Genomic DNA, 9,026 nt, shown 5'->3' with positions numbered 1-9,026 from the left:
GACCAGAGACCCGAATTCCCTTGCGCCGAACCAGCCGGAGTTTCGCCGGCGCCGGCCCACCGCCCCGCCCCGGAGCCAGAGGCCATGAACGCCCACGACCAGAGCCCGATCCTCCTGCCGCCGGCCGCGTCGGCCGAACCCTTCGCCGACGCCGAGGCCGCTGTCGCACGGCTGGAAGCGCTCTATGCCCAGGCGACGCACTTCCTCTTTGACCGGTTCAAGGAGACGCTTGCCGGTCGCCCGCCCGCGGCCCGCGCCCGCGCCTTCTACCCCGAGGTGCGCATCACCACGAAGACCCATGCCACGGCCGACAGCCGGTTGTCCTTCGGCCATGTCGCCGTGCCCGGCACCTATGCCGCCACGATCACGCGGCCTGACCTCTTCCGCAACTATCTCGTCCAGCAGCTCGACCTGCTGCTCCGCAACCACGGCGTGCCGGTGACCGTGGGGCCGAGCGCCACGCCGATCCCGATCCATTTCGCCGTCGCCTCGAACCCCTCGGTCTCGGTCCCGCAGGAAGGCGTCCTCTCCTTCCCGCTGCGCGACATCTTCGACGTGCCGGACCTTGCCACGACGAACGACGACATCGTGAACGGCATCGCCAGGCCCAACCCGGACGGGTCCGGCCACCTCGCCCCCTTCACCGCCCAGCGCGTCGATTACTCGCTCGCTCGGCTCGCGCACTACACCGCCACGGACCCCGGGCATTTCCAGAACCACGTGCTGTTCACCAACTACCAGTTCTACGTGGACGAGTTTGAGGATTTCGCCCGCAAGGCGCTGGCCGACCCGGCATCCGGCTACACCGCCTTCGTGGCGCCCGGCAACCACGAGATCACGACGCCGGACGGCGACATGCCGCTTCTGCCGAAGATGCCGCAGATGCCCTCCTATCACCTCAAGCGGCGGGGCGGGCAGGGCATCACGCTGGTCAACATCGGCGTCGGCCCCTCCAACGCCAAGACGGCGACGGACCATATCGCGGTGCTGAGGCCCCACGCCTGGCTGATGGTCGGCCATTGCGCCGGGCTCAGGAACAGCCAGTCTCTGGGCGACTTCGTCCTCGCCCATGCCTACCTGCGCGAGGACAAGGTGCTGGACGACGACCTGCCGGTCTGGGTGCCGATCCCGGCGCTCGCCGAAATCCAGATCGCGCTGCAGGAGGCGGTGGCCGAGGTCGCCGCCCTCGACGGGTTCGAGCTGAAGCGGATCATGCGCACCGGCACCGTGGCCACCGTCGACAACCGTAACTGGGAACTCCGCGACCAGACCGGCCCGGTGCAGCGGCTGAGCCAGAGCCGGGCCGTCGCGCTCGACATGGAAAGCGCCACGATCGCCGCCAACGGCTTCCGTTTTCGCGTGCCCTACGGAACGCTTCTGTGCGTGTCGGACAAGCCGCTGCATGGCGAGCTGAAGCTGCCCGGGATGGCCACGGATTTCTACCGGACACAAGTCAGCCGCCACCTTCTCATCGGCGTCCGGGCGATGGAGCGCCTGCGCGAGATGCCGCTCGAACGGATCCACAGCCGCAAGTTGCGCAGCTTCGAGGAGACGGCCTTCCTGTGAATCCGCCGGGATGCCGCGGCGGAAGATGCGAAAATACGCCACAAACGCGCGGAAATGGCTTGCCACGCGCCACAAAACATTGTGGAACGCCACTACATGACGCTAAAAGGCGCAGATAGGCCCCAAGCAGACGGGCAACAGTGAGGAGACAGACATGTCCAAACCGATGACCAAGACCGAGCTCGTGGCGGCCATCGCCGGCGAGATGGGGTCCGACAAGAAGACGGCCTCTTCGGCCCTCGACGCGATCGCCTCCGTGGTGGCCCGGGCCGTGGCGGGCGGCGGTGCCGTGACCCTTCCCGGAGTCGGCAAGGTGCAGTGCCGCGCCCGGGCGGAACGCCAGGTGCGCAACCCGGCCACCGGCGAGACGATGACGAAGCCCGCCGACAAGGTCGTGAAGATCTCCGTGGCGAAGTCGCTCAAGGACTCGATCAACGGCTGAGCCGTGCCGACATGGCCGGACCGCCGGCAAGGAAGGGCCGCCCCGAGGGCGGCCCTTGCGTTTTCGGGGGCTCCTGTCCGCACCCGTGCCACAGGCATGTCGGGCGCCGTCCTCCGTCTCTTGCCACCGCCGTCCGGGCGGGGCAAAGAAGCACCCGGAACGTGAGGGGAACGCCATGGACATCCGCGCAATCGCCATGGGGCTCGCCTTCGCCTTCATGTGGTCCTCGGCCTTCGCCTCGGCGCGGATGATCGTTGAGGACGCGCCGCCGCTCGCCGCGCTCTCGGTGCGCTTCCTCCTTTCCGGCCTCATCGGCGTCGGTCTCGCCCACGCCCTCGGGCAGAACTGGCGGCTCACGCCCGGACAGTGGCGCTCGGTGGCGATCTTCGGCCTTTGCCAGAACGCGCTCTACCTCGGGCTCAACTTCGTCGCCATCCAGTGGATCGAGGCCTCGCTCGCCGCGATCATCGCCTCCACCATGCCGCTGCTGGTGGCGCTCCTCGGCTGGCTCTTCCTCGGCGAGAGGATCAGGCCGCTCGGCATCGCCGGCCTCGTCACGGGGGTCGCGGGTGTGGCGATCATCATGGGCTCGCGCCTCTCGGGCGGTGTGAGCCTTCCGGGCGTGATCCTTTGCGGGATCGGCGCGCTCGCGCTAGCGGTGGCCACGCTTACGGTGCGGGGTGCGTCCTCGGGTGGCAATGTGCTGATGATCGTCGGGCAGCAGATGTTCGTCGGCGCCGCGATCCTTGCGGTGGCGTCGCTCGCCACCGAAACGATCACGGTCCACTGGACGCAGCGCCTCGCCCTCGCCTTCGGCTACACGACAATCGTGCCCGGCCTTGTCGCCACCTGGGTCTGGTTCCGGCTGGTGGCGCGGATCGGCGCGGTTCGCGCCGCCACCTACCATTTCGTCAACCCGTTCTTCGGTGTGCTCGTCGCCTCCGTCCTTCTCAGCGAGAGGGTCGGGCCAGCCGACCTCATCGGTGTCGCCATCGTCGCGGCGGGCATCCTCGCGGTGCAACTGTCGAAGGCGCAGGAACTCGCGGTCAGAACGCGCTGAAGAAGGCCCAGATCGCATCGGGCGAGGAGACGTCGGTGTTGATCGGCCCGGCCAGCCCGCCCTTCAGCGCCTTCAGGCCCCCCGGCCAGCCATGGCCGCCGCCCGCAACGCTGTAGAACCCGGTCGGCACCGCGCATCCGGTCAGGCTGCGATGCTCGACATGGCCGGTCCGCTCCGTTACCGCACCCCCGCAGCCGTTCCGCCTGGCGAAGACGACCATCGCCTCCTCGGCCGACATCACCCGGTCCCGATCGCGCCGGCCGAGGTTGATGGCGCCGCCGGCGTAGGGCACGAAGGGATCGGCCGTGCCGTGCGTGAGCAGGAAGCCGAGCGGCGCCCCCGCTGCGCAGTCCCGCGCCTCGGCCGCGGGCAGCACCATCGCCACCGGCGCGATGGCGCGCAGAAGATCGGGAGTGTCGCAAGCAAGTGCATAGGCCATCATCCCGCCGCGCGAGACGCCGGTGGCGAAGACCCGCGATCTGTCCACCGGATGGTCGCGCGCGACCGCGGCGATCAGCGCCGCAAGGAATCCATGGTCGTCGCGTCGCGGGCTGAGACCGCGCGACATCTCTCCCGATCCGGTGTCCCACATCCGCCTCACGGCATCGGGATAGAGGACGAGAAAGCCGTTCTCCTCGGCCAGCGCGTCGAAGCGGCCGCGGGTGGCGTAGCGAACCTCGCGCGAGGACCCGCCACCGCCGTGAAGGACAAGGACGAGCGGCCGCGGACCGGGAAAGCGGGAAAGCCCGTCGGGCACGTAGAGCCGGAAGCTGCGATCCATCCCGTCGTGGCGCAACGTGCCGGACGTGAGTCCGGCCTGGGCCGCTCCGGGCAGGCCGGCAATCGCCAGAAGCACAAGAAGTATGCGGATCATCGGAAACTCCCTCCGCGCCCCCGAAGCCTGACACGGGGCAGCCACGGGGTTCCGTCGCGCCTACCAGCCCGGTTCGCGCGCCCCGAGGTCGCGAGCGAGATCGGCGAGGAACCGGCGCATGACCTGCGCCCGCTCCTCGGCGAGCTTTCGGCCCGTCGCGGTGAGGAAGGTTTCCGGCAGCTTCAGGAGCTTGACCGCGAAATGGTCGAGCGCCCAGGCCTGATCGTCGAGCGGCCGGTCGGTCGCGAAGGGGTCGTCGGGGTGAAAGAGCGGCCGGCCCAACGCGCCCGCCACCGCGAAGGTCCGCGCTACGCCCACCGCGCCCAAGGCCTCCAGCCGGTCGGCATCGCGCAGGATCCGCGCCTCGGGCGAGGTCGGGTGCCCGCCGCCGGAGTAGCTGTGTGCCTCGATCGCGTGGCGGGCCTGGGCAACCTCCGACGGCGAGAGTCCGAGCGCCTGCATCACCGGCCCCGCTGCCGAGGCCGACATCATCGCGGCCTTCGCCCGCTTGGGATGGTCCTTCGGCAGGGTCACGAGGTCATGGAGATAGGCCGCGCAGAGCAGGATGCGCGACGGCGCCATCCCCTCTCCGTGGGCAATCGTGCGGGCATGCATCCAGACCCGGTCGGAATGGGCGAGGTCATGTGCCGAATCCCCACCCGCCGCCTCCTGTGCGAGCGCCTCGCGCAGCGCCATCCGGAGGGCGGCGAGGCTCATCCGATCCGCCCGCCCGCGCCGCCGACCTGGCCGCGATGGAGCAGCAGGTGGTCGAGGATCACGCAGGCCATCATCGCCTCGCCCACCGGCACCGCGCGGATTCCGACGCAGGGATCGTGGCGGCCCTTCGTCACCACCTCGGTCTCTTCGCCCGCGAGCGTGATCGAACGGCGCGGGGTGAGGATCGACGACGTTGGCTTCACCGCGAAACGCACGACGACATCCTGCCCGCTCGAGATGCCGCCAAGGATCCCGCCGGCGTGGTTCGAGGAGAACCGCGGCCGTCCGTCATTCCCCATGAAGATCTCGTCGGCATTCTCGATGCCCGTCAATTCGGCTGCCGCCATCCCCGCGCCGACCTCGACACCCTTCACCGCGTTGATCGACATCATCGCCGCCGCAAGATCGCTGTCGAGCTTGCCGTAGATCGGTGCCCCGAGGCCCGCAGGAACGCCCGAGGCGACCACCTCCACCACCGCGCCCACCGAATTGCCGGACTTGCGCAACTCGTCGAGATGCTCGGCCCAGATCGCCGCCGCCGCAGCGTCCGGGCACCAGAACGGGTTGCGCTCCACCTCCTCCATGTCGAAGCGGTCGCGATCCGCCCTCAGGCGGCCCATCTGCACCATGTAGCCGATGATCCGCACCCCGGGCACCAGCGCCTTCAGCGCCTCGCGCGCGACCGAACCGGCTGCCACCCGCGCCGCAGTCTCGCGCGCGGAGGACCGGCCGCCGCCACGCGGGTCGCGGATTCCGTACTTCAGCCAGTAGGTGATGTCGGCGTGCCCCGGCCGGAAGGTGCGCGCGATGTCGCCGTAGTCCTTCGACCGCTGGTCGGTGTTCTCGATCATCAGCTGGATCGGCGTCCCGGTCGTCCGTCCCTCGTAGACGCCGGAGAGAATCCGCACCTCGTCCGGTTCGCGGCGCTGGGTCGTGAAGCGGTTCTGCCCGGGTTTCCGTCGGTCGAGCCAGTGCTGGATCGCCGCCGGCTCCAGCGCGATTCCGGGCGGGCAGCCGTCGACGGTGGCGCCCAGCGCCGGCCCGTGGCTTTCGCCCCATGTCGTCACGCGGAAAAGATGGCCGAAGGTATTGAAGCTCATGGGCACGCTCCCTTGCCCCAAGCGCCATAGCGAAGCCGGCGCCGCCGCTCAAGCGTTCCCTCGCCTGTGCCGTTCCCCCAGGCCGAAATTCCTCGCGATGGGCGCCGGGTCCCGATCCGGCGCGCGCGGCGGCGCCCCTCGGCGCGGTTTCCGCTTGCAACCCGCCGAACCGCGGTTATGGTGCGCCCCACCTCGGGGTGTCCCGGACAGGCGTCCGGGACTGAGATGCGCAAGCGAACCCGTCGAACCTGAACCGGTTAGCACCGGCGGAGGGAAGGTCCGGCCGCAAGCGCCACCATCTCCGCCCGTCCGACCATTGGAGGAAGCGAGATGCGAACGACCCACCTCTCGACCCTGATGCTCGCGGGATCTCTTGCCGCCGCCGCGCCCGCGGCCGCTGCGCCCGTGCTCACGGTCTATACCTACGACAGTTTCGTCGCCGAATGGGGCCCGGGCCCGACGGTGGAAGAGGCATTCGAAGCGGATTGCGGCTGCGACCTGCAGTTCGTGGCGACCGGCGACGGCGCCGCGCTTCTGGCGCGGCTCCTGCTCGAGGGCGAGGCGACCGAGGCCGACGTGGTCCTTGGCCTCGACACGAGCCTGACCGCGCGTGCCACCGCGTCGGGCCTCTTCGCGCCGCGCCCCGCGACCGACGCCGCCTTCGCCCTGCCGGTCGACTGGACCGATCCGACCTTCCTGCCCTACGACTGGGGCTGGTTCGCTTTCGTCTACGACAAGACGAAGATCGATACTGTTCCGGCCGATTTCGAGGCGCTTGCCGCCTCCGACCTGACCATCGTCATCGAGGATCCGCGTTCTTCCACGCCCGGACTCGGCCTTCTCCTCTGGGTCAAGAAGGCCTATGGCGACCGCGCGGCGGAGATCTGGCAGGGGCTTGCCGACAACATCGTCACCGTGACGCCGGGGTGGTCCGAGGCCTATGGCCTGTTCCTCGAGGGCGAGGCGGACATGGTCCTGTCCTACACTACCTCCCCGGCCTACCACCTCATCGCCGAGGGCGACGACTCCAAGGCCGCCGCCCCCTTTGCCGAGGGGCACTACCTGCAGGTCGAGGTCGCGGCGAAGCTGAAGTCCTCGCAGAATGGCGAACTGGCCGACCGGTTCCTGACCTTCATGACCACCGAGGCGTTCCAGTCGGTGATCCCGGGAACCAACTGGATGTATCCGGCGGTCACCCCGGCCGCGGGCCTGCCGAAGGGCTTCGAGACGCTGATCCGGCCGGAAAAGAGCCTGCTCTTGCCGCAGGCTGAGGCCGCGTCCGTGCGCGACGCGGCGCTGGCCGAATGGCAGACCGCGCTCAGCCGCTAGGCGCGGGGTTCCGGCTTTCCGCCGGGGGCGCGGCCACGCTGGTGGCTGCGCTCACGTTCCTGCCGCTGGCAGCCGTGCTGGCCCGCGCGGGCGGCATCGCCATGCTTGGCCCTGCCGACTGGGCGGCGGTTCGGTTCACCCTGCTGCAATCCACGCTCTCAGCCGCGATCAGCCTCGCGCTCGCCGTCCCCGTCGCCCGTGCGCTGGCGCGGCGGCAGTTCCGCGGCCGCGGCCTTCTCATCACGCTCCTTGGCGCGCCGTTCATCCTGCCCGTAGTCGTGGCGGTGATGGGGCTGCTGGCGATCTTCGGCCGCGGCGGCCTCGTCAACGACGCCCTGGCCGCCCTCGGGCTCGGTCGTGTCTCGATCTACGGTCTCGGCGGCGTCGTCCTCGCCCATGTCTTCTTCAACCTGCCGCTCGCCGTCCGGCTCCTGCTGCAGGGCTGGCTCGCGATTCCCGCCGAACGCTTCCGGCTTGCCGCCGCGCTCGGCTTCGGCCCGGCCGAGGTCGCGCGGCATCTGGAACGGCCGATGCTGAAGGCGCTCGCCCCCGGCATCTTCGCCACGATCTTCCTGCTCTGTCTCACCAGCTTCGCGACCGCGCTGATCCTCGGCGGCGGGCCTCGGGCGACGACCGTGGAACTTGCCATCTACCAGGCCTTCCGCTTCGACTTCGATCTCGGCCGCGCGGCCGCGCTCGCCAGCCTGCAACTTGCGCTCTGTGCCGCGACCGCGCTCGCCGCGGCCCGCTTCGCCGCACCCTCCGCGTTCGGTACCGGGCTTGACCGGCCCGTCGCGCGCTGGGACGCCCGGACCGGCACGCTCCGGGCGCTCGACACCGGTCTCATCGCCATGGCCGCGCTCTTTCTGCTCGCGCCGCTGGCAGCCGTCGCCCTCTCGGGCCTGCCCCGCCTCGCGTCTCTCCCCGCGCCGGTATGGGCGGCGGCGTGCCGCTCCGCCCTCGTCGCGGCCGCCTCGACCACGCTGACGCTGGCACTGGCGCTGCCGATGGCGCTTGCCGTGGCGCGGGCGGGCCGGGTGCGCATCCTGGAAACGGTGGGCATGCTGCCGCTCGCCACCTCGGCGCTTGTCACCGGGACCGGGCTCTTCCTGCTGCTCAGGCCGATGGCAAGCCCGGCGGACCTTGCGCTCCCGGTCACGGTGGCCGTCAATGCCGTGATGGCGCTCCCCTTCGCCCTTCGCAGCCTCATCCCCGCCGCCCGCGACCTCGAGGCGGGCTACGGACGGCTTGCCCAGAGCCTCGGGATGAGGGGTATCGCGCGCCTGAGGCTCCTGACCGTGCCGCGCCTGCGCCGGCCCCTGGGCTTCGCGGCCGGACTGACGGCGGCGCTCTCGATGGGCGATCTCGGCGTCATCGCGCTTTACGCCGATGCCGACCGGGCAACGCTGCCGCTGGAGCTCTACCGGCTGATGGGCGCCTACAGGATGGCCGACGCCGCCGGCGCGGCGGTTCTGCTCCTCGGCCTCAGCCTCGCCGCCTTCTGGCTTCTCGACCGGGGGGGCCGTGCCAATGCTGGAGCTTGACCGCCTGATCATCACCCAGGACGACTTCCGCCTGACGGCGGATTTCACCATCCCGGCAGCCGCGCGCGTCGCCGTCATCGGCCCGTCGGGCGCGGGAAAGTCCACGCTGCTTTCGGTCATCTCGGGTTACTTTCCGCCGGAATCGGGTCGAATCCGCTGGGCCGGGCAGGACATCACCGACACCGCACCGGGGCTGCGTCCGCTCTCCATCCTGTTTCAGGACCAGAACCTCTTCCCGCACCTCACGGTCAGCCAGAACGTCGGGCTCGGCCTCCGCCCCGATCTGCGCCTGACGTCCTCCGACCGGGCGCGGCTGGCCGAGGCGTTGGCCCGCACCGGGCTGGCCGGGCTCGGCGACCGGCGGCCGGGCACGCTTTCCGGCGGGCAGCAGAGC

At 70.3% G+C, this 9,026-nt stretch carries 9 protein-coding genes and 1 riboswitch; of the genes, 6 read left to right on the top strand and 3 right to left on the bottom strand.

The annotated features are described in order from the left end of the window. The first annotated feature begins 84 nt into the window (after nt 1–84). The 3 genes from F9K34_RS14355 (at nt 85) to F9K34_RS14345 (ending at nt 3,068) form a co-directional block, all read left to right on the top strand. The gene (locus tag F9K34_RS14355) at nt 85–1,566 is read left to right on the top strand and encodes an AMP nucleosidase (RefSeq protein WP_291337663.1); all 1,482 of its coding nucleotides are present in this window, start codon (nt 85–87) and stop codon (nt 1,564–1,566) included. A gap of 154 nt (nt 1,567–1,720) precedes the next feature. Further along, a complete protein-coding gene (locus tag F9K34_RS14350; protein ID WP_291337661.1) occupies nt 1,721–2,008 on the top strand; it encodes an HU family DNA-binding protein in 288 nt (95 codons plus the stop codon). A 175-nt stretch (nt 2,009–2,183) separates the two neighbouring features. Beyond that, nucleotides 2,184–3,068, top strand: a complete 885-nt coding sequence (locus F9K34_RS14345) for a DMT family transporter (protein ID WP_291337659.1) — start codon at nt 2,184–2,186, stop codon at nt 3,066–3,068. On the opposite strand, the gene F9K34_RS14340 is transcribed toward F9K34_RS14345, so the two are convergent. The 3 genes from F9K34_RS14340 to aroC are packed head-to-tail and all read right to left on the bottom strand — an operon-like array spanning nt 3,055 to nt 5,759. Then, entirely contained in the window at nt 3,055–3,942 is an 888-nt protein-coding gene (locus F9K34_RS14340; RefSeq protein WP_291337657.1) for an extracellular catalytic domain type 1 short-chain-length polyhydroxyalkanoate depolymerase, read from the bottom strand. The genes F9K34_RS14345 and F9K34_RS14340 overlap by 14 nt on opposite strands. Nucleotides 3,943–4,002: 60 nt before the next feature. Beyond that, nucleotides 4,003–4,659: an HD domain-containing protein gene (locus tag F9K34_RS14335; protein WP_291337656.1), complete on the bottom strand. Its 657-nt coding sequence runs from the start codon at nt 4,657–4,659 to the stop codon at nt 4,003–4,005. Continuing rightward, nucleotides 4,656–5,759 (bottom strand): chorismate synthase, encoded by a 1,104-nt coding sequence (gene aroC, locus F9K34_RS14330; RefSeq protein WP_291337655.1) that lies wholly within the window; start codon nt 5,757–5,759, stop codon nt 4,656–4,658. The genes F9K34_RS14335 and aroC overlap by 4 nt, the downstream gene beginning before the upstream one ends. A 183-nt stretch (nt 5,760–5,942) precedes the next feature. Then, a riboswitch (TPP riboswitch) is annotated at nt 5,943–6,051 on the top strand. 38 nt (nt 6,052–6,089) lie between these two features. On the opposite strand from aroC, the gene thiB reads away from it, so the two are divergent. The 3 genes from thiB to F9K34_RS14315 form a co-directional block, all read left to right on the top strand. Next, on the top strand, nt 6,090–7,088 hold the full coding sequence (gene thiB / locus F9K34_RS14325) for a thiamine ABC transporter substrate binding subunit (RefSeq protein ID WP_291337653.1): 999 nt from the start codon (nt 6,090–6,092) through the stop codon (nt 7,086–7,088). Then, the gene (locus F9K34_RS14320) at nt 7,064–8,632 is read left to right on the top strand and encodes a thiamine/thiamine pyrophosphate ABC transporter permease ThiP (RefSeq protein WP_291337652.1); all 1,569 of its coding nucleotides are present in this window, start codon (nt 7,064–7,066) and stop codon (nt 8,630–8,632) included. Before thiB ends, F9K34_RS14320 begins: the two co-directional genes overlap by 25 nt. Then, a partial coding sequence (locus F9K34_RS14315; protein ID WP_291337650.1) for an ATP-binding cassette domain-containing protein occupies nt 8,619–9,026 on the top strand: 408 nt, incomplete at its 3' end. The genes F9K34_RS14320 and F9K34_RS14315, both read left to right, overlap by 14 nt.

Origin of the sequence: Albidovulum sp. (assembly GCF_008933605.1) — a bacterium.
Taxonomy (GTDB): Bacteria; Pseudomonadota; Alphaproteobacteria; order Rhodobacterales; family Rhodobacteraceae; genus Albidovulum.
The sequence above is the reverse complement of the archived record's forward strand: the minus strand, read 5'-3'. Positions and strand labels throughout refer to the sequence as shown.

What these genes read in the sequence shown, in the direction of transcription:
- F9K34_RS14350 (WP_291337661.1), top strand. Translation starts at nt 1,721, where the DNA reads ATGTCCAAACCGATGACCAAGACCGAGCTCGTGGCGGCCATCGCCGGC.
- F9K34_RS14335 (WP_291337656.1), bottom strand. Translation starts at nt 4,659, where the DNA reads ATGAGCCTCGCCGCCCTCCGGATGGCGCTGCGCGAGGCGCTCGCACAG.
- F9K34_RS14320 (WP_291337652.1), top strand. Translation starts at nt 7,064, where the DNA reads ATGGCAGACCGCGCTCAGCCGCTAGGCGCGGGGTTCCGGCTTTCCGCC.
- thiB (WP_291337653.1), top strand. Translation starts at nt 6,090, where the DNA reads ATGCGAACGACCCACCTCTCGACCCTGATGCTCGCGGGATCTCTTGCC.
- F9K34_RS14355 (WP_291337663.1), top strand. Translation starts at nt 85, where the DNA reads ATGAACGCCCACGACCAGAGCCCGATCCTCCTGCCGCCGGCCGCGTCG.
- aroC (WP_291337655.1), bottom strand. Translation starts at nt 5,759, where the DNA reads ATGAGCTTCAATACCTTCGGCCATCTTTTCCGCGTGACGACATGGGGC.
- F9K34_RS14345 (WP_291337659.1), top strand. Translation starts at nt 2,184, where the DNA reads ATGGACATCCGCGCAATCGCCATGGGGCTCGCCTTCGCCTTCATGTGG.
- F9K34_RS14340 (WP_291337657.1), bottom strand. Translation starts at nt 3,942, where the DNA reads ATGATCCGCATACTTCTTGTGCTTCTGGCGATTGCCGGCCTGCCCGGA.